Source organism: Streptomyces sp. NPDC028368 (assembly GCF_055565615.1).
This window is the reverse complement of sequence record NZ_JBVHTY010000013.1, coordinates 200826-223568: the sequence shown is the minus strand read 5'-3', so window position 1 is coordinate 223568 and position 22743 is coordinate 200826. Positions and strand designations below refer to the sequence as shown.

Sequence of the window (22743 nt, the reverse complement as noted above, 5' to 3'; positions counted from 1 at the left end):
TCGGCTCAAGAGGGACACGTCCTGTCCCTGCTCAGGGCTTGGCCGGTCGGGGGAACCGAGAGGGGCCGGTGCGTTCGGTACGACGGCCCCGCCCTGGTCCAATGGGCGGACGTGCATCGTCCGGATGCCCGTATTCCTCGTACGTCTGCAGGGCGCCGAGCAGCTCCCGCAAGGCGAGGCTGGTCTGCGCCTGGAGAACGTCACTCAGTTGCTCTTTCAGCAGAGCGCATCCGAGGCAGTCATGAGGGTCGGCGAGACCGGCACGAGGCAGTGCGAGCGGATCCTGCGAACGCGGGTCGGCTTCGTGGTCATGCGGATGCGCATCGGTCGCCATCAGCGCACCGCCTTCGGGTGGGAGTGGCGGCGCATCTCGACGTTGCAGTCAGTCGCCTTCGACTTGTCCCCCGCGGCGTACGCCCTCGCGCGCTGCTCGGCCAGCGCCCCGCACACATCGCACCCGGCAACCGGCACGGGCTCCGGCGCCGGTTCCCCGAGGTGAACGGGGCGGCACAGGTGGGCCATCAGCCCACCACCTCCACCCCGTGAATCCAGCGCGGCCCCGCGTCGTACCCGTGCACGGCCAGCCAGAGTGCCCGCCGCCGTCCGCGCTGGGCCCGTCGTTCCCGTCGTTCCTCGGGCGTGAGGATGTACGGACGGATCAGGTACGAGTCTTCGCCACGCAGCAGCTCCGGCTGCCGGACGGGCACGCGGGGAGCTACGTGTGTCGGTGCGGCCTCGCGAGGTGTGGCGGGCTGTGCGCCGGCCGATCGGTGGCGGCCCCGCGCCGGAAACAGCAGCCGCAGCAGCAGGAGTAAGAATCTCGCTGTAGCGTCGGACATGTCGTCAACTCCCTTGTAGTTGAGGGCCACGCCCCCGGGCCGCATGCAGCGCGGTCGCGGGGGTCCTCTCGTCGCCTCGCCACTCTCGGGGTGGCTGTCGCGAGAGGAGAACGTGTCCTCGCTCTAGGCAACCGCTCCGCTACAGCCAGCGGTACCGTTGCAAAGGCGGTGACTTTTAAGAGCTTTAAGCGCTCCTACAGGCAGGGGAGTTGAGGGCAGTGGGTACTCGGGAGCCGAACCGGCACCTTGAACGGCTTTACCGGGAGACCGGCTGGACCCTGCGGCAGTTCGTCCAGGCTGTGAACCGTGTCGGCACCGAACGAGGAACCCCGCTCAAGTACCGCGAGCCGTCGGCCCACCAGTGGCGTCAAGGGCACCTGCCCAAGGAGACGGTCAGACCGCTGATCTTGGAGGCGCTGGCGCGCAAGCTGGGACGTCCGATCACGCATGCCGAGGCTGGGTTCCCGACCCCCGTCAGAAGCTCGGACGCCACTCCTGGCGCGCTTGAAGGGCTGATTGATCTCAGTAGGGAAGATATGGATCCCTCGCGCCGCAGCATCCTCGGTATAAGTCTCTTTTCCGTTGCGCTGACCGTGCCCAATTGGCCAGATGTGGTAGGCCGAATGGAAGCTGCTCAGACCGGCCGGACTCAGCGCATCGGAACGCCAGAGGTCGACATGGTCATTGCCATGACCGAACGAGTATCAGAACTCGATGACCAATTCGGAGGGCGTCACGCCCGCCCTATGGCCGCGGCTTTCTTGGTGAACACCGTGGCCCCGTACATGCGGGCGGACGCCTCCGAATCCGTACGCAAAGCGATGATGTCGGCTGCTGCCGACCTGAGCTACCTCACCGGGTACATGGCGGTGGATGAAGGCGTCCACGGCCTTGCACAGCAGTATTACCTCAAGGCGTTGGAACTTGCCGGAGCGGCAGAGGACCACCTCACATACTGCACAACGCTGCGTGGGATGAGCGTTCAGGCCGTTGATCTAGGGCACGGCAGGGAGGCACAGCGGCTCGCCGATGCTGCCGCTGCCGCGTCTCCCCAAGCCGGTCCGCGAATGCGGGCTTTCCTTGCCGGGCAGCAGGCACACGCGTACGCGCAGATCGGTGGAAGCAGCAATGCTCTGATGTACCTGCGAGAGGCCGAAGTGGCCATGGATAAGGCGGAATCCAGAGGGAAGGCATTCGGCTCGTATGATCCGGCAGCCCTGAATTACCACATCAGCCAGGTCCGGTACGAACTTGGCGATGTTCCCGGTTCCATCAAAGCCATGCAGGAATCGGACAAGGTGCGCTACAGCGTCTACCGTCGTGCTCGCGTACGCCATCGCGCCACCCTGGCCGAGCGTCAACTGGAAGTCGGTCACCTGGAAGCGGCATGCGCGACATGGAACCTCGCTTTGGACGACTACCCGTTGGTTCAGTCAGGGCGGGCAGATCAACGCATGCAAACGATGTCTAAGCTCATCCGCCCGCACCTCAAAAATCATGCCGCACGGGAACTCTACGAACGTGCCCAGCTCGTGACTCCGCCCTCGCTCTTGGTCTAGTACTCCAGCTGTAGATGGTGATCTTCACGCTTGTGCGGCTTGCCGCCGGTAGTGGCTGGCTTTGGATCGGGCCTGGTGGTGGCGTCGCCAGTCGGATCGCGATGCTGGCCATCGGTACCCCGCTATTGTCGATCACGCAGGGTCTGGTGCAGCGAACGCGTCGACCCGGCGGAGCGGTTACTGGGGGGAGCAGGATGGTGGCAGGAGACAGGGCAGTGGGCCAGGCCTGGTTGGGCGCGGCGGCGCTGGCCTCGGGGGCGTTCTCCGTCGTGTTCGTGGAAGCGACGCGGGTCGCGAACTGGAATGTGGAACATCCGGCGCCCGTTCCGGGCGACGACTCACCCGGCGGCGGGGACATGGGGGCCGTGTTCGACGTGCCCCTCTTCGCCCTCCTCGCAATCGTCTGCCTGCTCTTCCCACTGCTGTGGGGAGTCACGGTGATCCGCGGGCGGAGGGGCCAGCCAGTGCAGGAGCTGGTGGTGACCTCCACTGTCCTGCAGGGGGTCGCTCTGCTACTGGCCCTGCCGGTCGCGTCGAGCCTGCCGTTCGGCTGGCTCGGTGCCACGGCCCTCACCGCCGCGGTACTGCTCGCCCTCGGCATCGCCCTACAACCGCTCTGGTCACGACACCGGGCTGCGACCGCCCCGTAGTCGGCTGCGGATCGTGATCGTTTTCGGCAGGATTCTCCGGGGTTTGTGCCAAAGCGAGTTGTCCTGACACTGTCCGAGGCGACTCCATGCACGATTGAGCCTCATCATCCAGTTCTTGGCTGGATGGCCTGACGTATCTGCTGCTGGCGACGCCGCCACCAGGCCCGATCCAAAGCCAGCCACTACCGGCGGCAAGCCGCACAAGCGTGAAGATCACCATCTACAGCTGGAGTACTAGAAGGCCATCCACTCCGCGCGGAAGAACTGTCCTGTTGAGGACGATGCCTTGGCGGATGGAGCTGGGTAGGGAGTAGCAAGTACAGAGCACCGTCTGACCGGATGAGGGAGAGCGCGCCGTATGAGGCACGTACAGATCATCACCGCGGCAGCTGACGGCGGACATGGCGGAGACGGCGGCGACGGACACCCGGGCCAGCCCTGGGAGCCGCCCCCGCCGCCGCCCCCGGACGGTGAGATGCCGCCCGGTGACGGGACCCACCGCAAGTGACCCGGAAATCTGAACGGGACGGCCGCGCCGGTGACGAGCTGGCGCGGTCCCTCCTCGAAGCGGGAGTGCTGGTGCCCGAGTGGGCGGAGGCGTTCCGGGGTACGCCGCGATCGCTGTTCCTGCCCGAGCTCATCTGGGCGCACGATATGGCGACCGGTCGGAGCGTGCCTGTTTCTCGGAGCGAGGACCCCGCAGGGTGGGAGCGGGCCGCCGGCGCGAACGTCCCTTTGGTCACCCAGTGGGACGACGGACGGCACACGGGTGTCGAGTCCGGGACTGTGCCGACCAGTTCGGCGAGCATGCCGTCGGTCGTGGCCGCGATGTTGCGCGACCTGGACGTGAGCGACGGTATGCGGGTGCTGGAAATCGGCACCGGCACGGGCTGGAACGCCGCGCTCCTCGCCCGCCGTTTGGGTGGCAGGAACGTGGTCAGCGTCGAGATCGACGCCGCCGTGACCGAGCACGCCCGGGGCGCGTTGGCGCGTGCCGGGCTCGGGCCCGAGGTGGCACAAGGGGACGGTTCGGACGGCTGGCCGGATGGTGCGCCGTATGACCGAGTGATCGTCACGGCAGGGGTGCGAGCCGTTCCACCGCGGTGGTTGGAGCAGACACGACCGGGCGGGGTCATCCTTGCCCCTTGGGGCACGCACTACAGCGACCAGGACGCCCTTCTTCGGCTGACCGTGGGAGAGGACGGCGGCGCGTCGGGTCCGTTCCTGCGCATGGTCGAGTTCATGAAGCTGAGGGACCAGCGCTTGGACTGGAACCGGTTCCGGGAGCATGTTCCGGTGTTTCCCGGTGACGCCGAGGCGTCCCGTACGGGGGTCGCTCTGGCGGATCTGGGCAACCGCTATGAGCCGGCACGGTTCGTCATCGGGCTGCGAGTGCCCGACTGCGCCCACGTGATCAACCAGTCGGGCGCAGGGGCCGGGAAGGCGTGGTTCTTCGACCTGATGAGCCGGTCATGGGCGGCCGCCGTGTGGGAGGGCGCGCCGGGCGCCACCGTTTACCAGTCTGGGCCGCGTCGCTTGTGGGACGAAGTAGAGGCAGCCCACCGATGGTGGGTGGGTCGGGGCATGCCCGATCACACCCGGTTCGGCCTCACGGTCACGGCGGAGGGCGGACAGTGGGCGTGGCTGGATGATCCGGCGGAGTCCTGGACCGTGTGAGCGGTCTGTCGCCGAACCGGCCGTCGGCTACTCGGTGGCCGCCCGCCGCGCCCGCCACTCCCGCGCCAGCATCGCGTAGATGACCTCGTCGGTCCATTCCCCGTCGAGGAACTCGTTTTCCCGCAGGTGGCCCTCGCGGCGCATTCCCAGGCGTTCCAGCAGCCGGGCCGATGCGGCGTTCCGGCCGTCCAACTCGGCCTGGATGCGGTGCAGTTGGAGGTCCTCGAAGCCCAGCTTCAGCAGTGCGCGGCTCGCCTCGGTGGCGTAGCCGTGGCCGCTGTGGTCGGGGTGGAAGACGTAGCCGATGCCGCCCTGGCGGTGTTCGGTGCCGGCCCAGAAGAAGGTGACGTCGCCGATCAGCTGTCCGGTCTCGCGTACGACGACGGCGAGCTGCAGGACGTCGCCGTTCTCGCGCAGCGTGGTGCGGGCCGTCTTGGCGGCGACGGAGGCGCGTGACTCGGCCGCCTCGAACGGGCCCCAGTACAGATAGCGGCAGACCTCGGGGAGCCGCTGGTAGGCGTGGATCGCCTCGAAGTCGTCGGTACGGACCGGGCGCAGGTCCAGGCGCTCGGTGCGTATCGGGTAGTCGGGGGTGTAGGGCAGCAGTGGCGGCGCGGTGGGTGCGTCAGGTGTGGGCACGCGGTCAGCGTAGGTGGGGGAAGGGGTCGGCGCAGGGCATTTATGCGGTGGGGACCGGCGCCCGGCGCACGGGCCGTTCATGACCGGGCGGCAGGCTTACGGGCGCCCGGCTCGGGGGCGGCCGTGTGGCCGTGCAGAAGGGTGTAGGTACCGGCGCGGGCCAGCAGTTCGTCGTGGCGGCCGGATTCCACCAGCCGGCCGTGGTCGAGGACGAGGATGCGGTCGGCGTCCGGGGCCAGGTGCAGATCGTGGGTGATCAGGAAGGTCGTTCGGCCGGACATCAGGCGGCGCAGCGGCGCGATCACCCGGCGGGCGGACAGCGCGTCGAGGCCGGCGGTCGGTTCGTCGAGGACGAGTACCGGGGCGTCGCGCAGGAGGGCGCGGGCGATGGCGATGCGCTGGAGCTGCCCGCCGGACAGCTGGGCGGTGCCCGGGGCGATGCGGGTCTCGTAGCCGTCGGGGAGCGTGCTGATGAAGTCGTGTGCGGCGGCGTCCCGGGCCGCCCGGACGATCTCCTCGTCGGTGGCGTCCGGCCGCCCGCAGGCGATGTTCTCCCGGATGGTGCCGTGCAGGACGAGTGTCTTCTGCGGCAGCAGGGTGATGTGCTCGCGCAGGAATTCCAGGGGGAGGGCGTCGAGGCGGGTGCCGTCGAGGCGGATGTGTCCGGCGGCCGGGTCGTAGAAGCGCGGCAGGAGCTTGGCCACCGTCGACTTGCCGGCTCCGCTGGGGCCGGTGAGGAGGACCAGCTCGCCCGGGTGGGCGGTGAAGGAGATGTCCCGCAGGGCGTGCGGGGCGGACGGCGGGCCCGGTGCGGTGTCGGCGCCGGGGTAGCGGAACCAGACGTGTGCGAAGTCCACGACGCCGCCGACCCTTTCGGGCAGGTGGGCCACGGGAGGATCGGTGACGGAGGGCCGGGCGGCGAGGATCTCCAGGAGTCGCTCGGCGCCCGCGGTGGCCGCGGTGAGGGTCAGCCCGAGCTGGCCCAGCGCCCGGATGGGCGGGTAGAGGTAGCCGAGAAAGGCGGCGAAGGCGAGCAGCTGCCCGAGCGTCATCCGGTCCTGGGAGATCTCCCAGGCGCCGAGCCCGATGACGGCCAGTACACACACCGTCTCGATCACCTCGACGAGCTGGGTGTACATCTCGCTCAGCCGGGCTCCGCGCACCGATGCGCGCATCCAGGCGCGGGCCTCGGTGCGCAGCCGCTTCTCCTCGGCCCGCCGCCGGTTGTACGCCTGGGTCAGTACGACGTTGCCCAGCGACTCCTCGACGACCGAGGTGATCGCCCCGTCGGCGGCGCGTTCCTGCCGTGCCGCGGTCTTGATGCGGGCGGCGAACCGCCGGGCGGCCAGCCAGAACAGGGGCGCCAGGACGAAGGTCGCCAGGGCCAGGTCCCAGCGCAGAATGAGCGCGGCCGTGAAGAAGAAGACCGTGCTGAACACCGCCGAGACGGTTCTGACGACGCCGGAGACGACCATCTGCTCGATGGCCTCGACGTCTCCGGTGAGGCGTTCGACGAGATCCCCTTGCCGGTGCCGTTGGAAGAAGTGCGGCGGCAGGTCCTGTACGTGCTCGAAAACCCGCGCCCGTAGCCGCATGACGAACCGCTCCGCCACCCATACGGCCGTGGAGTTGCCCAGATACCCGACGACGGCCCCGAAGGCCGCCACCCCCAGCCACTCCCCGGCCGGCACCCAGAACGCGCCGAGCGACCCTTTCTGCAGGGCATGGTCGGTCAATTCGCCGAAGAGGAGAATGGCGGCGGTCTCTGCGAGGGCGGCAGCCACGACGCAGACGCATATGAGAGCCAGCCAGCGCCGGTCCCCTTTGACCAGTGGCCAGAAACTGCGGAAGGCGTGCCGGGCGGATATGGCCTCGGGTATTCCGTCGGCCGTTTCGGCGGGAATTGCGGGGCCGCATTTCCCGCGTTTCGACTGTTCTTCGCTCGCCGTGAATTCCGGGGCGAGAATTTGCGGTGCCGGGAATGTCGGTGCCGGGAGTGCCGGTGCCGGGAGTGCCGGTACGGGGTCGATGGCCCGCAGCCGTACCGTCGCCCGGTCGTTGTACGGAGACATGCGCCGCCGCTCCTCTTCCATGGGTCCAGGTATCCGTACGGGAAGCCCGGAGGCGGGCCCCGGCCCCACACCGAGGCCCGCCTCCGGAAGGGCCGGCGTCAGCCGCCGATCACCCGACGGCCGCCGTGCTTGACGGTGATGACCCGGCCCGGGGCGGGACGCGTGGTGGTCTTGCCGCCGTGCTGGGCGGGCACGCCCCGGTGGGCGGGCTCGCAGCGGTGGGCCGGCACGGGAAGAATCTTGCGGAAGCTCATGGATATCTCCGTTGCTTGATGTCGCTCGGTGTTGCTCGGTGTCGCTCGGTGTCGTTCGGCATTTCTCGGTGTTTGCCGAGGAATGCGATGGTGGTGTCGTGCCGCTGCCGTGTTGTTCTCCCGGCGGCGACAGGGAAAACGTTACGCGAGGAATCGGGGTCGTCCCGGCCGTTTTCCGTGAGGTCTTGCTTAATTAAGCATGAGGGCATTTCTCATACGTAACGGCGGAGTTTATGCCGGTCTTACGCGCCGGTATTGCGTACCGGCCCTGCCTGTCCTCCCCGCACCCGCCCCCGCGCCTGTCCCCGCCCTGCCCGGCGCACGCCCGCCACCCGGCCCGGGGCGCCCGGCCCGGCCCCGAACCCCTGGGAGTAGCGCCCCGCTTGCCTGTCCGCCATATCCGCGTTACCGGCGATTCAATATCGCTTGCGAGCATCGCTGAATGCAGCCCGCTGTGCCGAACGCACCGAACCGGAGGCTCCACGTCGCGCCGCCGCTGTCCGACGCGCCTGGAATCCCCGGAGCGCGGAAGAATGAAGGCATGAACCAGCAGTCGCGAGCTCAGGCCCAGGTCCAGCCCGAGACGCAGTCCCCGAAGCCGACGCAGGCCCCGCCCGAGGCCGCGGGGCCCTCGGTCCAGCCGTCGGTGGGCTCCATCGCCGCGCACCGACCGAACGCGGTCCGGGGCACACTCCCCGAGCTGGAGCCCGAGATGGACGCCGACCTCGACTCGTACGAGGAGACCGGTGTGCCCGGCGCGGACGGCGAGGAGCTGCCCAGCGGGCGCTTCCTGGACCGCGAGCGCAGCTGGCTGGCGTTCAACGAACGGGTCCTGGAGCTGGCCGAGGACCCGGCGACCCCGCTCCTCGAACGGGCGAACTTCCTGGCGATCTTCGCCAGCAACCTGGACGAGTTCTTCATGGTCCGGGTGGCCGGTCTCAAGCGCCGGATAGCCACCGGAGTCGCCACCCGTTCCGCGTCCGGCCTGCAGCCCCGCGAGGTGCTGGATCTGATCTGGACGCGCTCACGCGAGCTCATGGCCCGGCACGCCGCCTGCTTCCAGCAGGACATCGCCCCCGAGCTCGCCGAACAGAGCGTCCACCTGATCCGCTGGCCCGAGCTGACCGAGAAGGAACAGGCCCGCCTGTTCACTCTCTTCCGCCAGCAGATCTTCCCGGTGCTCACCCCACTGGCGGTGGACCCGGCGCACCCCTTCCCGTACATCTCCGGGCTGTCCCTGAACCTGGCCGTCGTCGTACGCAACCCGGTCAGCGGCCACGACCACTTCGCACGGGTCAAGGTGCCGCCGCTGCTCTCCCGCTTCCTGGAGGCCTCCCCGCAGCGCTACGTCCCCATCGAGGACGTCATCGCCGCCCACCTGGAGGAGCTGTTCCCGGGGATGGAGGTGCGGGCGCACCACATGTTCCGGGTGACCCGTAACGAAGACCTCGAGGTGGAGGAGGACGACGCGGAGAACCTCCTCCAGGCGCTGGAGAAGGAGCTCATGCGGCGCCGGTTCGGCCCGCCGGTCCGTCTGGAGGTCGAGGAGTCCATCGACCCGGCCGTGCTCGACCTGCTCGTACAGGAGCTGAAGATCTCGGAGGCCGAGGTCTATCCGCTGCCCGGCCCGCTCGACCTGACCGGTCTGTTCGGCATCGGGGCGCTGGACCGGCCCGAGCTGAAGTACCCCAAGTTCGTGGCCGGCACCAACCGCGACCTGGCGGAGGTGGAGTCGGCATCCGCCCCCGACATCTTCGCGGCCCTGCGCACCCGTGACGTCCTGCTCCACCACCCGTACGACTCCTTCTCCACCTCCGTACAGGCCTTCCTGGAGCAGGCTGCCGCCGACCCGGACGTCCTCGCCATCAAGCAGACGCTCTACCGCACCACCACCGGTGACTCCCCGATCGTCGACGCCCTGATAGACGCGGCGGAGTCCGGCAAGCAGGTCCTCGTCCTCGTCGAGATCAAGGCCCGCTTCGACGAACAGTCGAACATCAAGTGGGCGCGCAAGCTGGAGGAGTCCGGCTGCCATGTCGTCTACGGCCTGGTGGGCCTCAAGACGCACTGCAAGCTCTCCCTCGTCGTCCGGCAGGAAGGCGAGATGCTGCGCCGCTACTCCCACGTCGGCACGGGCAACTACCACCCCAAGACGGCCCGGCTGTACGAGGACCTGGGACTGCTGACCGCCGACCCGCAGGTCGGAGCCGACCTCTCCGATCTCTTCAACCGGCTGTCGGGCTACTCGCGCCGCGAGACCTACCGGCGCCTCCTGGTAGCCCCCAAGTCCCTCCGCGACGGCCTGATCCAGCGCATCACCAAGGAGATCGGGCACGCGCGGGCGGGCCGCCCGGCCTATGTCCGCATCAAGGTCAACTCCATGGTCGACGAGGCCGTCATCGACGCCCTCTACCGCGCCTCCCAGGCAGGCGTACCGGTCGACATCTGGGTACGCGGCATCTGCGCGCTGCGCCCGGGAGTCGCCGGACTGAGCGAGAACATCCGCGTCCGCAGCATCCTCGGCCGCTTCCTGGAGCACTCGAGGCTGTTCGCCTTCGGCAACGGCGGCGAGCCGGAGGTCTGGCTGGGCAGCGCGGACATGATGCACCGCAACCTCGACCGGCGCATCGAGGCGCTGGTCCGGGTGACCGACCCGGCGCACCGCGCCACCCTCAACAGACTTCTGGAAACGGGGACTTCGGACTCCACCTCGTCCTGGCACCTGGGCCCGGACGGCGACTGGACCCGACATGCGGTGGACGCGGACGGCGCGCCGCTGCGCAACGTACAGGAAATGCTCATTGACGCCCGGAGGCGCCGGCGTGGCCCAGCGACATGACCAGCCGGCCGGGGGGCCGTCCGGTCTCATCGGTATCGGATACGAGCTCGGCGGGGCCCCCGGAGCCCGTGCCGCGGTGGTGGACGGACCGGAGGGGGAGCTGTACGGCCCGTACGGCGCCGTCGACCAGGGGGAGCCGGGGGGCACCGGGGGGACGGCCGGCCCGGGACTGGGCGGGCACACCTCCGGCGAGGTACTGGCCGGATACCTCCACCGCCAGTCCGCGGCCTTCCTCCGCAGCCTGCGACTGCACCGCGAGAGCGGCTCGGACGCCCAGGGCGCGGGCGAGGCCGCCGGTCTGCTGCGCAGCGCCGCACGCCGGATCAGCGCCACGCTCTACACCTTCCAGCCGCTGACCGACGAGGCCTGGGCCGACCAACTCCGCGGCGAACTGGGCTGGTTGTCCGGCGCACTGGCCCGCGAACACGCCTGCGCGGCCCGTCGCGACCGCCTGATGTCCGCGCTGCAACGGCTGACGGCCCCGGCCGTAGCCCCCGCCGCCAACGCCTCCGCCGCCGATGCGGACGCCGAGAGCGCGTTGTCGGCCGGCGCCGCGCGGGCCGGGGCGCTGCTGGACCGGCAGCTCACCCTCGCCCGCACCCGCGCGCACTCCGCCGCGCTGCAGGCGCTGGGCTCCTCCCGCTTCCACGCCGTCGCCGACTCCGTGGCGGTACTGGCCTCCGAGGCCCCGCTGACCCGCGCGGCCGCCGACGTACCGGCCGCCGAGGCGCTGCCCCAGCTCGCCGAACAGGCCCACCGGCGTCTCGCGGAGGCCGTCACCGCCCTCCCGCTGTCCCGCGCCGGCCACCCGTACAACGCCGACGCGCTGGCCGCCGACCACCGCCAGGACGCGCCCTGGCACCAGGTACGGATGCTGGTACGGCTGAGCCGTTACGCTCAGGAAGTGATCACACCGGGGTACGACGATCCCCGCCTGGCCGACGCCGGCCGCGCCCTGGAACGCCACCGCGACGCCGCCGAGGCCGCCACCGCCGCGGCCGGCGCCGCCCGCACCCCCCGGATCGCCCCGGCCACGGCGTACGCGCTGGGAGTGCTGCACGCCGACCAGCGTCACGAGGTGGAGGCGGCCCGCTTCGCCTTCGGCCGGGTGTGGCTGCCACACGCCAAAGGGGGCGGGCCGTATGACCGATGAGGTGATCCGGGCGGCGGGGTGCGTGCTGTGGCGACGGTCCCCCTCCGGCGACGGCATCGAACTCGCCCTGATCAGACGCCCGAAGTGGTCGGACTGGTCCCACCCGAAAGGCAAGCTGAAGCGCCTGGAGAACGCCCGGGACGCAGCGGTGCGCGAAACGCTGGAAGAGACCGGCATGACGTGCGAACTGGGACCCGAACTGCCGACCGCCCGCTATCTGGTCGACAACCGCCCCAAAGAAGTCCGCTATTGGGCGGCCGAAGCCACCGGCGGCTCGTTCGAGCCGAGCAGAGAGGTGGACCGGATGCTCTGGCTCGCGCCCGCCGCCGCCTGCGGCCGCCTCACCCAGGACCGGGACAAGGAGCTGGTCACCGCCCTCCTCAGCGCCCTGCATGCGACGGGGAAGGGGCGGTAGCCCTGGGCGTCGGCGGCTGTTCGGTGGGCTCCCGCCCGGCCCCTGACCGCCCCGACGGGCGGGCCGGTCAGGGGGCGGCGGCTCAGCGCCGCCGCAGCGACGCGTCCGCCACCGCCGGCGGCAGGTAGTAGCTGTCGGCGCGGTTGAGGTCCGTGCCCGGCGGGACGATGGCGTCGATGCGGTCGAGTACGTCGGCGCTCAGGGTGACCTCGGAGCCGTCCAGGAGGCTGTTGAGCTGGTCGAGGGTGCGGGGGCCGATGATGACGGAGGTGACCGCGGGGTGGGAGCGTACGAAGGCGGTCGCGAGGTGCGGGAGGGTGAGGCCGGCCTCGTCGGCGACCTTGGACAGGGCGGCGACCGCCTCGGCCTTACGGGCGTTCTCGGGCAGGGAGAGATCGAACTTCTGGGACTCGAGACCGGCCCGGGAGCTGGCGGAGATGTCGCGGCCGGAGAGCCAGCCCGCGCTGAGCGGCCCCCAGGTCAGTACGCCCATGCCGTAGCGCTGCGCGGTCGGCAGGACCGCGTTCTCCACGCTGCGCGCCAGCATCGAGTACGGCGGCTGCTCGGTGCGCAGACGGACGTGACCGCGGCGCTCGCTGGTCCACTGGGCCTCGACGATGTGCTCGGCCGGGAAGGTCGAGGAGCCGACCGCCCGTACCTTGCCGGACCGTACGAGGTCGGAGAGCGCGCCGAGCGTCTCGTCGATGTCGGTGGCCGGGTCGGGGCGGTGCACCTGATAGAGGTCGATGTAGTCGGTGTCCAGCCGGCGCAGGCTGTCCTCCACCGCGCGGACGATCCAACGCCGTGAATTCCCGCCGTGGTTGGCGTCCGGACCCATCGAGTTGAAGAACTTCGTGGCCAGGACCACGTCATCGCGGCGCCCCTTGAGCGCCTTGCCGACGATCTCCTCGGACTCGCCCGCGGCGTAGACATCCGCGGTGTCGACGAAATTGATGCCGGCGTCCAGCGCGCGGTGCACGATCCGTACGCCGTCGTCGTGGTCGGTGTTGCCCCAGGCGCCGAGCATCATCGTGCCCAGCGTGTACTCGCTGACCGAGATGCCGGTGCCGCCGAGGATCCTGCGCTGCATGAGCTGCTCCTTATACGAGTGGGGAGACGAGGGGTACGTCCGCGTGAGTGCGGTGCCGCGGTGGCTCGATGTGCCTGACCCCGCGTCGTGGACCACCCTGCGCCGCCCGTACGGAGGGCACCAGGCCCGTCACAGCCTGGGTCCGGCGGAACCACCCAACCGGCGGTGCGTCGCATACTGGAGTAATGCTGCATGCGGAAATCGAGATCGGCTCGTTCCTCAAGGCGCGCCGCGCGGCGCTCGACCCCGCCAGGCTCGGCCTGCCGGACGGGGTCAACCGCCGCCGGGTGCGTGGGCTGCGGCGCGAAGAGGTCGCCCAGCTTGCGGGCATCAGTGTCGACTACTACACGCGGATCGAGCAGGGGCGTGCACCCGCGATCTCGGATTCCGTGCTGGACGCCATCGCGCGGGCGCTGCGGCTGACGGACGGGGAGGTCACCTATCTGCGCAATGTGGCCGCGCCGAGGCGGCGGGGCGGCGCCGCGGACGGCGTGTGTGTGCCGGGGGCGGTGCCCGGCCAGACCGTACGGCCCGAGATCCGGCAGCTGCTGGACGCGATGGCGGGCACGGTTCCGGCCATGATCGTCGGGCGTGGCATGGACATTCTCGCCTGGAACGCGCCGGGCGGCCGGGTCGGCTTCGACCTCGAAGCGCTGGAGCCCGGCCGGCGCAATTCGGCGCTGCTGGTCTTCCTGCACCCGGCGGCGCGCGAGCTGCACCCGGACTGGCAGCGGATCGCCGACGAGGTGGTCGGCAATCTGCGGGCCGAAAGCGGCCGCTACCCCGACGACACCCGGATCTGCGAGGTCGTCACCGAACTCCTCGAGTGCAGTGCGGACTTCCGGCGCGTGTGGGAGGCGCAGGCGGTGAGCGAATGCCTGCGGGGGACGAAGCGGATCGTGAACCCGCTGGTCGGCGAGCTGCTGGTGACGTTCGAGAGCTTCCGGCTGAGTACGGACGCGGACCAGGCGCTGGTGACGTACAGCGCGCCGCAGGGGTCGGTCACCGAGGAGCGGCTGCGGGAGCTGGCGGGCGTGGTGGCGCGGGGCGCGCAGCCGGTCGGCGCGCCGTAGCAGCCCCCGGCGCGGGCCCGGTGCGGCTCAGCCCCGTGGCGCCAGCGCCTCCCACCGCACGGTGACCTCCCCCTGGCGCCGGCGGCGGGGATCGCCGGCCAGCGGCCAGTCGGTCGCCAGGGCGCGTACGGCGGCGAGCCAGCGTTGCCGTGCGCCGAGTGCGCCCAGCGGGGCGGCGGCCGCCCAGGCGCGGTCGAAGTCGCGCAGGAAGGCATGCACCGGCTCGCCCGGCACATTGCGGTGGATCAGCGCCTTCGGCAGGCGTTCTGCCAGGTCGGAGGGGGCGTGGAGGGAGCCGAGCCGGGTGGCGAAGGTGACCGTACGGGGCCCCTCGGGGCCCAGCGCCACCCACACATGCCGCCGCCCGATCTCGTCGCAGGTGCCCTCGACCAGCAGACCGCCGGGCGCCAGCCGTGCGCACAGCCGCTGCCATATGGCGGCCACCGCGTCCTCGTCGTACTGCCGCAGCACGTTCGCCGCCCGGATCAGCACGGGCGCGCGCCCCTGCCCGCCGGGCAGCGGCACCTCGAAGCCGCCGTGGACGAAGTCCAGCCCGGGGCGCTCGTACGGCTGGGCGGCCGCCACCCGCGCCGGTTCGATCTCGATGCCGACCACCCGCGCGTCCGGCCGGACCGTACGCAGCCTGCCCAGCAGCTCCACCGCGGTCCAGGGCGCGGCGCCGTAGCCGAGGTCGACGGCGACGGGGTCGGCGGCGTGGCGCAGTTCGGCGCCGTGTTCGGCGGCTATCCAGCGGTCCATGCGGCGCAGGCGGTTGGGGTTGGTGGTGCCGCGGGTGACCGTTCCGACGGGGCGGGGTGGGGCGGAGGAGCGGCGGGCCATGGCATCGAGGGTACGGGCCCGGGGCAGCCATCCCGTCAAAGGTCACGCTTTGGCAAAGTGGAGGGAGAGTGTGCCGGACGGAAATGGATGGGCGACTTCCGTTGTTGGAGGGGTTCGGAGGCGTGCAGACCGCCCGGCCTAGGAGGTAGCTCGCAGTGAGCCAGTACGTATCCCGGCTCCGCAGCCGGCATGGGGGTCCGCCCGTGCCGTCCAGGCGTGGCGGAGGCCAGTTCCCGGGACAGGCGCTGCTCAGGCTGCCCGGCGTCCCGCGCCGGCCGCGCCGCGTGGCGATGCTCAGCGTGCACACCTCCCCGCTGCATCAGCCCGGCACCGGCGACGCGGGCGGGATGAACGTCTACATCGTCGAGCTCGCCAAGAAGCTCGCCGCCATCAACATCGAGGTGGAGATCTTCACCCGCGCCACGACGGGCACCCTGCCGCCCGCCGTGGAGATGGCCCCCGGCGTGCTCGTCCGGCATGTCGACGCGGGCCCGTACGAAGGCCTGGCCAAGGAGGAGCTGCCCGCCCAGCTCTGCGCGTTCACGCACGGCGTGATGCAGGCCTGGGCCGGCCACCGTCCCGGCTACTACGACCTCGTCCACTCCCACTACTGGCTCTCCGGCCATGTCGGCTGGCTGGCCGCCGAGCGCTGGGGCGTCCCGCTGGTGCACGCCATGCACACCATGGCCAAGGTCAAGAACGCCGCCCTCGCCGTCGGCGACACCCCCGAGCCCGCCGCCCGGGTGATCGGCGAGACGCAGATCGTGCGCGCCGCGGACCGCCTGATAGCGAACACCGCCGAGGAGGCGGATGAGCTCGTACGGCATTACGAGGCCGAGCCCGGCAAGGTTGCCGTGGTGCACCCCGGGGTCAATCTGGAGCGGTTCCGCCCGATGGCCGGGACGCCCGGGACGGCCGGTTCCCCCGCCGCCCCTGAGGTCGCCGCCAGCCGGGCCGCCGCCCGCGCCCGCCTCGGCCTGCCGCAGGACGCGGTCATCCCCCTCTTCGCCGGCCGCATCCAGCCGCTGAAGGCCCCCGACATCCTGCTGCGCGCGGCCGCCGCCCTCCTGGACGAGGACCCGGCGCTGCGCTCCCGCCTGGTCGTCCCGGTGGTCGGCGGGCCCAGCGGCAGCGGCCTGGCCAAGCCGGAGGGCCTGCAGAAGCTGGCCGCCCGGCTCGGCATCGCGGACGTCGTGCAGTTCCGTCCGCCGGTCGGCCAGGAGCAGCTCGCCGACTGGTACCGCGCGGCATCGGTGCTGGTCATGCCCTCGTACAGCGAGTCGTTCGGGCTGGTCGCCATAGAAGCCCAGGCGTGCGGCACTCCGGTCATCGCGGCCGCGGTCGGCGGCCTCCCGGTGGCCGTACGCGACGGCAGCAGCGGCTTCCTCATATCCGGCCACGACCCGGCCGACTACGCCCGCGCGCTCGGCCGCTTCGTGGCGAACCCGGAGCTGGCGACCCGGATGGGCACCGAGGCCGCCCGGCACGCCCAGTCCTTCGGCTGGGACACCGCCGCCGCGGCGACCGGCGACGTCTACACCGCCGCCATCCAGGAACGCCGCCGCCACCTGCGATCCCTGCACGGGTAAGTCGTCACCTACGATCCCTGCATGGGTGAGAAGACGGATGATGTGGGCGAGGGCCGCGGTGCGACCGGCGGGGCGACGACCCCGGCCGAGGTCATCGAGAGCACCCTCCGGGATGCCGAGCTGGAGTGGGAGTCGCCGTCCGACGGCACGTACGTCATCAAGCTTCCCGGCACCCGCAAGCTCTCCACGACCTGCTCGCTGATCGTCGGCAGGCACTCCCTCTCCATCAACGCCTTCGTCGTCCGCCACCCGGACGAGAACCACGAGGCCGTGCACCGCTGGCTCCTCGAACGCAACACCCGTCTCTACGGCGTCAGTTACGCGATCGACCGGCTCGGCGACATCTACCTCGTCGGCAAGCTGCCGCTCGCGGCCGTCACCCCCGACGAACTCGACCGTATCCTCGGCACGGTCCTGGAGAACGCCGACGGCAGCTTCAACACCCTGCTGGAGATGGGCTTCGCGACGGCGATCCGCAAGGAGTACGCATGGCGGGTGGCGCGTGGGGAGTCGACCCGTAATCTGGCGGCGTTCGCGCATCTGACGGGGCGGCCGTCGGCGTAACCCGCCACGACCCACACAGCGCGGCCGGCCCTATGGCGCAGGGCCCGCCCCCTCCCGCACTCCCCGCCCTTCCTGCCCCCCCGTGGCCTCCCTGCCCTTCACGTCCCCGCGAACCCGGCGAACCCGGCGACCAGCGCCTCGACCGCACAGCGGAACCGCTCCGCGTCGTCCACCCCGGCTCCGGTCCGTGCCGCCTCCGTGATGAGCGGGTAGCGGGCGGCATCGAGGCGCGCCAGCCATCCGGGCGAGCCGGGAGCCTGGCACTCCGGGTCGGCATCGTTGCCGACGCCGACCTCGCCGGCCGTGTGCCCGACGACGAACAGCGACAGCGCGTTGAGCGCGTCGACCGCCCGGCCGAGCGGAAAGCCCGCGCCGGTCAGTGCCTCCAGTCCGCGTTCCACCGCGTCCAGGCCCGCGGGGGTCACCATGGGGCGGGTCACCACCAGCGGCAGCACGCCCGGATGCCGCAGCAGCGCCTCCCGCAACGAGGCGGCGTAGCCGCGCAGTTGCTCCTGCCAGGGCGCGCCCTCGGCCGACGGCGGCAGCGCCTCGGCGAAGACCCGCTCCACCAGGCCGTCCAGCAACGCCTCCTTGTTGGGGACGTAGTGATAGAGCGTCATGGCCTCCACCCCCAGCGCGCCCCCGAGGTGCCGCATCGACAGGCCACGCAGCCCTTCGCGGTCCACCAGGTCCAGCGCGGTGTCCAGCACCAACGCCCGTGACAGACCGGCCCGTTCTCCCCGCGCCCGCTTGCCTGCCTTGCCCGTCATGTCTCTCACCCTCGCCCGAGTCGTCGCCGCCCTTGACTTTCTTACGCCGTAAGTCCAGCCTAGCGGGGAAACGATTCTTACGACGTAAGACAGGGGTGGGGCGGGATGTCGAAGCAGGCACAGATCACCGCGAACAAGCAGGTCGTCGAGGGGTTCTTCGTCGCCGTCAACGAGCGCCGGACCGACGATTTCCCCTCCTGCATGGCGGTGGATGTCATCGACCACAACAAGATCATTCATGGCGAGGAGAGCGGGCCCGGTGCCGCCTTCGAGGGCTTCCGGCAACAGCTGGCGGCCTTCGGCGAGCTCGCGGTGGTCGCCGACGAGCTGATCGCCGAGGGCGACTCCGTGGTCGCCCGGCTGACCGTCAGCGGCAGGCACACCGGTGCCCATCCCCGCATGCCCGAACCCACCCACCGGGCTTTCTCGGTCGAACAGATCTGGGTCTTCACCCTGCGCCGGGGCAAGATCGCCGAAATCCGCGCCGTGAGCGACCGGCTCGGCATGTTCCTCCAGCTGGGCTGGGACTGGCCGACGGCCGAGTGAGCGCGGGGCGGCCCAGGGCGGGCGGGATGCCGGGGCGGGATGCCGCTTCCCCCAGCGCCCCCAGGCGGCTGCATCAGAGGCGCGGGGCGCTCTGGTAGGGGTGGCGTCAGGCCACCGGCTCCGAGGAGGCCACCGCTTCCGCAGACGCCCCCGTCTCCGGCCCCGCCCCCGCCGCCTCCGCGGACTTCGGCTGCCGGTCCGCGACCGCCCCTGCTACCGCGACCGTGCCCGCACCGGTCCGCTCCGGCAGCTGACGCAGCAGCACGCCGTACCCGACCGCCGCCACCGTGCCGACGACCGCGCAGGCGCCCCACAGCGCATCCGCGCCGAAGTGGTCGATCACGACGCCGCCGAGGAGCGGGGCCGTCAGGGAGGCGATCGACCAGGAGAGCGCGTACATGCCCTGGTAGCGGCCACGGCCGTGGAGGGGGGACAGGCGTACCACCAGGCCCATCTGGGTGGGGGAGTTGATGATTTCGCCCAGGGTCCAGACGGCGACCGCGACCGCGTACATGGCGACCGAGCCGGCCAGTGCGGTCAGCCCGAACCCGTAACCGGCCAGCAGGGACGAGCCGATCAGCAGCGCCGCGGGGCTGCGGTGTTCGATGAAGCGGGTGACCGGGATCTGCAGCAGCACGATCAGTACGCCGTTGACCGCGATCACCAGGCCGAAGTCCACGCTGGAGAAGCCGTCCTGACCCATCGACACCGGCATGGAGACGTACGCCTGCTGGAAGAGGAGGGCGAGGAGGAGGTTGAGGCCGACGACGGTCATGAAGCGGCCGTCGCGCAGGACGGTCAGCATGGAGACCTGGGTGGGGGCCGACCCCGGGGCCGAGCCGGCGGCGGACTGGGGGGCCGCTTCCGGGCGGGACTCGGGGAGCTTCCAGAAGACCACCAGGGCGCAGGTCAGGACCAGGGCGGACTCGCCCAGGAAGAGGGCCAGGTAGCCGTGTTCGGCGATGAGTCCGGCGGCGGTGGAGGAGATCGCGAAGCCCAGGTTGATGGCCCAGTAGTTGAGGGAGAAGGCCCGCACGCGGTCCTCGGGGGCGACGATGTCCGCCATCATCGCCTGGACGGCGGGGCGCGAGGCATTGGTCGCCATACCGACGACGCCCGCCACCGCGGCGATCGCGACCGGGTCCTCCATGAAGCCGAGCAGCGCAACGGAAGCCGCCGTCGACAGCTGCGCGATCAGCATGGTGGGGCGGCGGCCGAGCCGGTCGGTGAGCACCCCGGCACCGATCGACGAGACGACGCCACCGAGGCCGTAGAGCGCGCCGACCAGGCCGGCGTAGGAGGCCGAGTAGCCGCGCTCGACGGTCAGATAGAGGGCCAGGAAGGTAGCGACGAAGGCGCCCAGACGGTTGATCAGGGTGCTGGTCCACAGCCACCAGAACTGGCGGGGGAGACCGGAGACGCTCTCCACGGCGGCTTGTCGGAGGCGGGTGAGGGCGCGGGCAGATGTGGATGCGGACATGACAGTTCCCTCGGTGGCGCGGCGCACGCAAGGCGAGCGGTGGTGGTGATGAGTGGTGCGGTGAGCGGTGTGCGGTAAGCGGCGCGTTGTAAGTGGTGCAGGCGACGTTCGCAACCTACATACCGCGGTGCTGTCATCGCTACTTGTTTGACGGGAAGCGTCAAACGTCACGGAGGAGCCCAGGTCCTGGACCCTGGCCGGGCCCTGTCCGGACGTCGATTACGCTCGAGGTCATGGCCGACGCACCGTACAAGCTGATCCTCCTCCGTCACGGCGAGAGCGAGTGGAACGCGAAGAACCTGTTCACCGGCTGGGTGGACGTGAACCTCAACGAGAAGGGCGAGAAGGAGGCGGTCCGCGGCGGAGAGCTGCTCAAGGACGCCGGTCTGCTCCCCGACGTGCTGCACACCTCCCTCCAGAAGCGCGCCATCCGCACCGCGCAGCTGGCCCTGGAGTCCGCCGACCGCCACTGGATCCCGGTCCACCGCAGCTGGCGCCTGAACGAGCGGCATTACGGCGCGCTGCAGGGCAAGGACAAGGCGCAGACGCTCGCCGAGTTCGGCGAGGAGCAGTTCATGCTCTGGCGCCGCTCGTACGACACCCCGCCGCCCGCCCTTGAGGACGGCAGCGAGTTCTCCCAGAGCGGCGACCCGCGCTACGCGGACATCCCGCCGGAGCTCCGCCCGAAGACCGAGTGCCTCAAGGACGTCGTCACGCGCATGCTGCCGTACTGGTACGACGGCATCGTCCCGGACCTCGTCGCCGGCCGTACGGTCCTGGTCGCCGCCCACGGCAACAGCCTGCGCGCCCTGGTCAAGCACCTCGACGGGATCTCCGACGCGGACATCGCCGGCCTGAACATCCCCACCGGCATCCCGCTCGCCTACGAGCTCGACGCCGACTTCCGCCCGGTCAACCCCGGCGGCACCTACCTCGACCCGGAGGCCGCCAAGGCCGCCATCGAGGCAGTGAAGAACCAGGGCAAGAAGAAGTAGGAATCGCGATCAGGCCCCTCATCCGTACCTTTGGTGCAGATGAGGGGCTCTTGTCTTTCTCGGGCCGCCGCTGGGCCGTCACTGCGGGGATCCCGCGGCCCCCGATGCCGGGATGTCCGGGATGTTGTGAACCCCCGGGCTTGGCAAAGGGTCCCCGGTATCCGGCCCTGCGCAATCCCCCTACCTGCGGTTTCTTCGCGGGTGGGGGGCTTGCGTCGTGTTCCGCCCGGCTTCCGAGGCCGCGAGCTCGCGGCACCAGGGGCAGTCCGCCGCCACGTGGTCGCGGTCGGGAGTGTCGAGCCAGTACGCGCCGAGCAGCTCGGGGTTGACGCCGGCGCGGTATTCGTCCTGCGCGGGCGGTACCTGCCGCGTGTGCTGCGGGTGCTGTGAGTGCTGTGAGTGCTGTGAGCGCTGCGAGTTCTTTGAGGGCTTCATGCTTGGGCCAACGCTTTGGGGGCGTCGCTCGCTATGGGGGGTGGTCACTTTGCGATGCATTCGTGACAAAAGGGACCGAAGGTGATGTTTCGGGCGGCGGGGGGGGGGCGGTCGCCCGGACCATGGCCCGCCCGCGGTCCGAACGCGGCCCGGACACGGCAGCGGCCCCGGTCGGCGGGAACGCCGACCGGGGCCGCGGTGCGCATCGCGGTGGCTAGCTGCAGCCGCCGCACTGGCACGGTCCGCCGGACTGGCAGCCGCAGCCGCAGCCGGGGCCGCAGCTGCAGTTGCTGAGCAGCGGGAGTTGCGGGTGCTCGACGGCCGAGGGCGCGCCGTGCGGCGGGGTGAGGCTGAGGGAGTCCGCCGTGAGTGCCATGTATTGCCTCCTAGGGGTCACCTTGGTGCTCATTGCAAGCCCGGACGACGAGGCGCGTCAACGGCGCGTGGAGGCACGCGTCAACGGCGCACGGTGGCGGACGGTGGCCCGGCGCCGCCGCTATGCGCCCTCGACCTGCGTCGGCGGGGCGATCTCGTCGGCGTGCTCACCGGTGACCAGATAGACGACCCGCTTGGCAACCGAGACGGCGTGGTCCGCGAAGCGCTCGTAGTAGCGGCCCAGGAGGGTCACATCCACGGCCGTCTCGATGCCGTGCTTCCAGCGGTCGTCCATCAGGTGCTGGAAGAGGGCGCGGTGCAGCAGGTCCATCGCGTCGTCGTCCTGCTCCAGCTGGAGCGCCAGATCGACGTCCTTGGTGATGATGACCTCGCCCGCCTTGGCCATCAGGCGCTGCGCCAGCTGCCCCATCTCCAGGATGGTGGCGTGCAGATCGCGCGGTACGGCGGTCGACGGGAAGCGCAGCCGGGCCAGCTTGGCCACGTGCTGGGCCAGGTCGCCCGAGCGCTCCAGGTCGGCGCTCATCCGCAGGGAGGTGACGACGATCCGCAGGTCGGTGGCGACCGGCTGCTGTCGCGCCAGGAGGGCGATCGCCCGCGCCTCCAGGTCGCGCTGGAGGTCGTCGACCTTCTCGTCGGCGGCGATCACGGTCTCGGCCAGCTTGAGGTCCGCGTCGAGTATCGCCGTGGTGGCGCGCCCGATCGCGGAGCCGACGAGCCGGGCCATCTCGACCAGGCCCTCGCCGATCGAATCCAGCTCCTCGTGGTACGCGTCCCGCATCAGTGACCTTCTCTCGCATCGAGGGGTATCGGGTGGTGGTGGGGGATGGGTGGACGTCCGGGGGCTTCCCACGCTCCCACGACCCGGGCC

Annotated in this window: 24 protein-coding genes; 12 read left to right on the top strand and 12 right to left on the bottom strand. The window is 70.7% G+C overall.

The genetic code is table 11. The features are described 5' to 3' along the window. Positions 1 to 333: 333 nt before the first annotated feature. Together ACZ4S3_RS28170 and ACZ4S3_RS28165 are read right to left on the bottom strand one after the other, a co-directional pair. Positions 334 to 522, bottom strand: coding sequence for a hypothetical protein (locus ACZ4S3_RS28170; RefSeq protein ID WP_467938903.1), 189 nt, complete (start codon positions 520 to 522; stop codon positions 334 to 336). Then, on the bottom strand, positions 522 to 839 hold the full coding sequence (locus tag ACZ4S3_RS28165) for a hypothetical protein (RefSeq protein ID WP_467938901.1): 318 nt from the start codon (positions 837 to 839) through the stop codon (positions 522 to 524). Before ACZ4S3_RS28165 ends, ACZ4S3_RS28170 begins: the two co-directional genes overlap by 1 nt. A 218-nt stretch (positions 840 to 1057) precedes the next feature. On the opposite strand from ACZ4S3_RS28165, the gene ACZ4S3_RS28160 reads away from it, so the two are divergent. The 4 genes from ACZ4S3_RS28160 (at position 1058) to ACZ4S3_RS28145 (ending at position 4725) form a co-directional block, all read left to right on the top strand. Beyond that, complete coding sequence (locus ACZ4S3_RS28160; protein ID WP_467938899.1) at positions 1058 to 2398, top strand: tetratricopeptide repeat protein; 1341 nt, start codon at positions 1058 to 1060, stop codon at positions 2396 to 2398. A 14-nt stretch (positions 2399 to 2412) separates the two neighbouring features. Next, complete coding sequence (locus ACZ4S3_RS28155; RefSeq protein WP_467938897.1) at positions 2413 to 3048, top strand: hypothetical protein; 636 nt, start codon at positions 2413 to 2415, stop codon at positions 3046 to 3048. Between the two features lie 358 nt (positions 3049 to 3406). Continuing rightward, positions 3407 to 3556: a hypothetical protein gene (locus tag ACZ4S3_RS28150; RefSeq protein WP_467938895.1), complete on the top strand. Its 150-nt coding sequence runs from the start codon at positions 3407 to 3409 to the stop codon at positions 3554 to 3556. Next, positions 3553 to 4725: a methyltransferase domain-containing protein gene (locus ACZ4S3_RS28145; RefSeq protein WP_467938893.1), complete on the top strand. Its 1173-nt coding sequence runs from the start codon at positions 3553 to 3555 to the stop codon at positions 4723 to 4725. Before ACZ4S3_RS28150 ends, ACZ4S3_RS28145 begins: the two co-directional genes overlap by 4 nt. A gap of 27 nt (positions 4726 to 4752) precedes the next feature. On the opposite strand, the gene ACZ4S3_RS28140 is transcribed toward ACZ4S3_RS28145, so the two are convergent. From ACZ4S3_RS28140 to ACZ4S3_RS28130, 3 genes are all read right to left on the bottom strand, one after another. Continuing rightward, positions 4753 to 5364: a GNAT family N-acetyltransferase gene (locus tag ACZ4S3_RS28140; RefSeq protein ID WP_467938891.1), complete on the bottom strand. Its 612-nt coding sequence runs from the start codon at positions 5362 to 5364 to the stop codon at positions 4753 to 4755. 77 nt (positions 5365 to 5441) lie between these two features. After that, positions 5442 to 7436: an ABC transporter ATP-binding protein gene (locus ACZ4S3_RS28135; protein WP_467938889.1), complete on the bottom strand. Its 1995-nt coding sequence runs from the start codon at positions 7434 to 7436 to the stop codon at positions 5442 to 5444. Positions 7437 to 7534: 98 nt separating this feature from the next. Continuing rightward, entirely contained in the window at positions 7535 to 7690 is a 156-nt protein-coding gene (locus tag ACZ4S3_RS28130) for a hypothetical protein (protein ID WP_467938887.1), read from the bottom strand. 541 nt (positions 7691 to 8231) lie between these two features. Here ACZ4S3_RS28130 and ACZ4S3_RS28125 point away from each other — a divergent pair. Genes ACZ4S3_RS28125 through ACZ4S3_RS28115 form a run of 3 tightly spaced genes read left to right on the top strand, consistent with a single transcriptional unit; the run spans position 8232 to position 12097 of the window. After that, positions 8232 to 10529 carry an RNA degradosome polyphosphate kinase gene (locus ACZ4S3_RS28125; RefSeq protein ID WP_467938885.1) on the top strand — a complete coding sequence of 766 codons (2298 nt, stop codon included), beginning with the start codon at positions 8232 to 8234 and terminating at the stop codon, positions 10527 to 10529. Then, the gene (locus ACZ4S3_RS28120; RefSeq protein WP_467938883.1) at positions 10492 to 11682 is read left to right on the top strand and encodes a CHAD domain-containing protein; all 1191 of its coding nucleotides are present in this window, start codon (positions 10492 to 10494) and stop codon (positions 11680 to 11682) included. The genes ACZ4S3_RS28125 and ACZ4S3_RS28120 overlap by 38 nt, the downstream gene beginning before the upstream one ends. Continuing rightward, positions 11672 to 12097 (top strand): NUDIX hydrolase, encoded by a 426-nt coding sequence (locus tag ACZ4S3_RS28115; protein WP_467938881.1) that lies wholly within the window; start codon positions 11672 to 11674, stop codon positions 12095 to 12097. The genes ACZ4S3_RS28120 and ACZ4S3_RS28115 overlap by 11 nt, the downstream gene beginning before the upstream one ends. An 82-nt stretch (positions 12098 to 12179) precedes the next feature. On the opposite strand, the gene ACZ4S3_RS28110 is transcribed toward ACZ4S3_RS28115, so the two are convergent. Then, on the bottom strand, positions 12180 to 13187 hold the full coding sequence (locus tag ACZ4S3_RS28110; RefSeq protein WP_467938879.1) for an aldo/keto reductase: 1008 nt from the start codon (positions 13185 to 13187) through the stop codon (positions 12180 to 12182). Between the two features lie 185 nt (positions 13188 to 13372). Here ACZ4S3_RS28110 and ACZ4S3_RS28105 point away from each other — a divergent pair, with 185 nt between their 5' ends. Next, the gene (locus ACZ4S3_RS28105) at positions 13373 to 14260 is read left to right on the top strand and encodes a helix-turn-helix domain-containing protein (protein WP_467938877.1); all 888 of its coding nucleotides are present in this window, start codon (positions 13373 to 13375) and stop codon (positions 14258 to 14260) included. A 27-nt stretch (positions 14261 to 14287) separates the two neighbouring features. On the opposite strand, the gene ACZ4S3_RS28100 is transcribed toward ACZ4S3_RS28105, so the two are convergent. After that, complete coding sequence (locus tag ACZ4S3_RS28100) at positions 14288 to 15100, bottom strand: class I SAM-dependent methyltransferase (RefSeq protein WP_467938875.1); 813 nt, start codon at positions 15098 to 15100, stop codon at positions 14288 to 14290. Between the two features lie 155 nt (positions 15101 to 15255). Between ACZ4S3_RS28100 and mshA the strand changes: the two genes are divergently transcribed. Together mshA and ACZ4S3_RS28090 are read left to right on the top strand one after the other, a co-directional pair. Next, positions 15256 to 16689, top strand: a complete 1434-nt coding sequence (gene mshA, locus ACZ4S3_RS28095; RefSeq protein ID WP_467938873.1) for a D-inositol-3-phosphate glycosyltransferase — start codon at positions 15256 to 15258, stop codon at positions 16687 to 16689. Between the two features lie 21 nt (positions 16690 to 16710). Continuing rightward, the gene (locus ACZ4S3_RS28090; protein ID WP_467938871.1) at positions 16711 to 17253 is read left to right on the top strand and encodes a type III secretion system chaperone family protein; all 543 of its coding nucleotides are present in this window, start codon (positions 16711 to 16713) and stop codon (positions 17251 to 17253) included. A gap of 98 nt (positions 17254 to 17351) precedes the next feature. Here the strand turns inward: ACZ4S3_RS28090 and ACZ4S3_RS28085 are convergent, their stop codons facing one another. Beyond that, on the bottom strand, positions 17352 to 18023 hold the full coding sequence (locus ACZ4S3_RS28085; RefSeq protein ID WP_467938869.1) for a TetR/AcrR family transcriptional regulator C-terminal domain-containing protein: 672 nt from the start codon (positions 18021 to 18023) through the stop codon (positions 17352 to 17354). Positions 18024 to 18128: 105 nt separating this feature from the next. Here ACZ4S3_RS28085 and ACZ4S3_RS28080 point away from each other — a divergent pair, with 105 nt between their 5' ends. Continuing rightward, positions 18129 to 18569, top strand: a complete 441-nt coding sequence (locus ACZ4S3_RS28080) for an ester cyclase (RefSeq protein WP_467938867.1) — start codon at positions 18129 to 18131, stop codon at positions 18567 to 18569. A 106-nt stretch (positions 18570 to 18675) separates the two neighbouring features. Here the strand turns inward: ACZ4S3_RS28080 and ACZ4S3_RS28075 are convergent, their stop codons facing one another. Next, on the bottom strand, positions 18676 to 20049 hold the full coding sequence (locus ACZ4S3_RS28075; protein WP_467938865.1) for an MDR family MFS transporter: 1374 nt from the start codon (positions 20047 to 20049) through the stop codon (positions 18676 to 18678). 233 nt (positions 20050 to 20282) lie between these two features. On the opposite strand from ACZ4S3_RS28075, the gene ACZ4S3_RS28070 reads away from it, so the two are divergent. After that, on the top strand, positions 20283 to 21044 hold the full coding sequence (locus tag ACZ4S3_RS28070) for a phosphoglyceromutase (protein ID WP_467938863.1): 762 nt from the start codon (positions 20283 to 20285) through the stop codon (positions 21042 to 21044). Positions 21045 to 21224: 180 nt separating this feature from the next. Here ACZ4S3_RS28070 and ACZ4S3_RS28065 read toward each other — a convergent pair whose 3' ends face one another. The 3 genes from ACZ4S3_RS28065 to phoU all read right to left on the bottom strand — a co-directional run bounded on the left by ACZ4S3_RS28065 (position 21225) and on the right by phoU (position 22653). Next, the gene (locus ACZ4S3_RS28065) at positions 21225 to 21479 is read right to left on the bottom strand and encodes a hypothetical protein (protein WP_467938861.1); all 255 of its coding nucleotides are present in this window, start codon (positions 21477 to 21479) and stop codon (positions 21225 to 21227) included. 214 nt (positions 21480 to 21693) lie between these two features. After that, positions 21694 to 21855 carry a hypothetical protein gene (locus ACZ4S3_RS28060; protein WP_467938859.1) on the bottom strand — a complete coding sequence of 54 codons (162 nt, stop codon included), beginning with the start codon at positions 21853 to 21855 and terminating at the stop codon, positions 21694 to 21696. Positions 21856 to 21975: 120 nt separating this feature from the next. Beyond that, positions 21976 to 22653 (bottom strand): phosphate signaling complex protein PhoU, encoded by a 678-nt coding sequence (gene phoU, locus ACZ4S3_RS28055; RefSeq protein ID WP_467938857.1) that lies wholly within the window; start codon positions 22651 to 22653, stop codon positions 21976 to 21978. Positions 22654 to 22743: the final 90 nt, after the last annotated feature.

Bases quoted from the DNA above. Each gene is read 5' to 3' on its own strand.
- ACZ4S3_RS28170 (WP_467938903.1), bottom strand. From the start codon at position 522: ATGGCCCACCTGTGCCGCCCCGTTCACCTCGGGGAACCGGCGCCGGAG.
- ACZ4S3_RS28165 (WP_467938901.1), bottom strand. From the start codon at position 839: ATGTCCGACGCTACAGCGAGATTCTTACTCCTGCTGCTGCGGCTGCTG.
- ACZ4S3_RS28155 (WP_467938897.1), top strand. From the start codon at position 2,413: ATGGTGATCTTCACGCTTGTGCGGCTTGCCGCCGGTAGTGGCTGGCTT.
- ACZ4S3_RS28150 (WP_467938895.1), top strand. From the start codon at position 3,407: ATGAGGCACGTACAGATCATCACCGCGGCAGCTGACGGCGGACATGGC.
- ACZ4S3_RS28135 (WP_467938889.1), bottom strand. From the start codon at position 7,436: ATGTCTCCGTACAACGACCGGGCGACGGTACGGCTGCGGGCCATCGAC.
- ACZ4S3_RS28130 (WP_467938887.1), bottom strand. From the start codon at position 7,690: ATGAGCTTCCGCAAGATTCTTCCCGTGCCGGCCCACCGCTGCGAGCCC.
- ACZ4S3_RS28125 (WP_467938885.1), top strand. From the start codon at position 8,232: ATGAACCAGCAGTCGCGAGCTCAGGCCCAGGTCCAGCCCGAGACGCAG.
- ACZ4S3_RS28115 (WP_467938881.1), top strand. From the start codon at position 11,672: ATGACCGATGAGGTGATCCGGGCGGCGGGGTGCGTGCTGTGGCGACGG.
- ACZ4S3_RS28110 (WP_467938879.1), bottom strand. From the start codon at position 13,187: ATGCAGCGCAGGATCCTCGGCGGCACCGGCATCTCGGTCAGCGAGTAC.
- ACZ4S3_RS28105 (WP_467938877.1), top strand. From the start codon at position 13,373: ATGCTGCATGCGGAAATCGAGATCGGCTCGTTCCTCAAGGCGCGCCGC.
- ACZ4S3_RS28100 (WP_467938875.1), bottom strand. From the start codon at position 15,100: ATGGCCCGCCGCTCCTCCGCCCCACCCCGCCCCGTCGGAACGGTCACC.
- ACZ4S3_RS28090 (WP_467938871.1), top strand. From the start codon at position 16,711: ATGGGTGAGAAGACGGATGATGTGGGCGAGGGCCGCGGTGCGACCGGC.
- ACZ4S3_RS28085 (WP_467938869.1), bottom strand. From the start codon at position 18,023: ATGACGGGCAAGGCAGGCAAGCGGGCGCGGGGAGAACGGGCCGGTCTG.
- ACZ4S3_RS28080 (WP_467938867.1), top strand. From the start codon at position 18,129: ATGTCGAAGCAGGCACAGATCACCGCGAACAAGCAGGTCGTCGAGGGG.
- ACZ4S3_RS28075 (WP_467938865.1), bottom strand. From the start codon at position 20,049: ATGTCCGCATCCACATCTGCCCGCGCCCTCACCCGCCTCCGACAAGCC.
- ACZ4S3_RS28070 (WP_467938863.1), top strand. From the start codon at position 20,283: ATGGCCGACGCACCGTACAAGCTGATCCTCCTCCGTCACGGCGAGAGC.
- ACZ4S3_RS28065 (WP_467938861.1), bottom strand. From the start codon at position 21,479: ATGAAGCCCTCAAAGAACTCGCAGCGCTCACAGCACTCACAGCACTCA.
- ACZ4S3_RS28060 (WP_467938859.1), bottom strand. From the start codon at position 21,855: ATGGCACTCACGGCGGACTCCCTCAGCCTCACCCCGCCGCACGGCGCG.
- phoU (WP_467938857.1), bottom strand. From the start codon at position 22,653: ATGCGGGACGCGTACCACGAGGAGCTGGATTCGATCGGCGAGGGCCTG.